Below are 975 nucleotides of genomic sequence, written 5' to 3' on the forward strand. Positions count from 1 at the left end.
ATTGTTACACAAAACATTAGATTTAAAGGAGCGTGTTCACATGGATAATAGAATTCTACAAGTATGGAACCCCATTAAGAATGTTTTAAGTGGTATCCCTAACATGTCATTATCTTATGGCAGTCAAGGATTAATTATTGTTTTAAAAGATTTTCAAGGTACGGAAGTTAAAGTAATATACGATGAGAAATCTCAATTATCTGATTGGGTGTGGGCTTATCGGAATACGGCTGAAATTGGGAGGACAGATTTAGCCAAGCTTGTTGATGATGCTTATAAAAAAGAAACCAACTTACCAAAAAAAGTATTTGTGTTCTTTAAAATGGTAAATTCCGATTATATAGCTTGGTACGATAGTTTAGGATCAATAAGTACCAGGACATTCCCAAACGCTGAACATCATCTTTATATGCACAATGATGGGGTACTAGAAATTATTTGTGATTACGAACCAAGGTTCATAGTAAATAAAAATTCATTAACCTAGGTATAATTCTAGATGAAGTTCCTCATTTTTACCATGGAATTTGATGTAGATATGCCTTTATTGAATGACTTTGTCGCTTTTAGAAGACTGTATCTTCATGTTTTTTTGATTTTATTTATGCATTTAACTTTACCACAAAAAGAAATTAAATTATTTTGCACAGGGCAAAATTCAGTATAAAACTTTTCAATGATTAAGGACTGACTCTGATATTTGTTCCATAGCAGTTAAGAATTTTCGCCATACCCTAGAGAGGAAAATGTAAGGGTGGATGAAAAAACTTAAATAGGAATTTTCTGTCAATACTATCAATCAAAAGATAAGTGGTAACCTCTTAAGGTTGGATGGTGCTATATATGTAGCTTGGTTTACGAATCCAATCCTTAAAAATGAATAGCCCTAGAATTGCTCTCTTTTTGTTTATATAGGGTCTAAAATCTTCAAGAAGAATTTCTCCATTGTGTGATATAGCTTTATATTTATCCAAA

The 975-nt window shown here is 31.6% G+C and carries 1 protein-coding gene; it reads left to right on the forward strand.

What is annotated here, in order from left to right:
* The coding region (locus tag AC3ASS_RS14355; protein ID WP_488284168.1) for a hypothetical protein at positions 1-487 on the forward strand (487 nt) is incomplete at its 5' end.
* Positions 488-975 lie beyond the last annotated feature (488 nt).

This window comes from Bacillus sp. JST-5 (assembly GCF_057747715.1).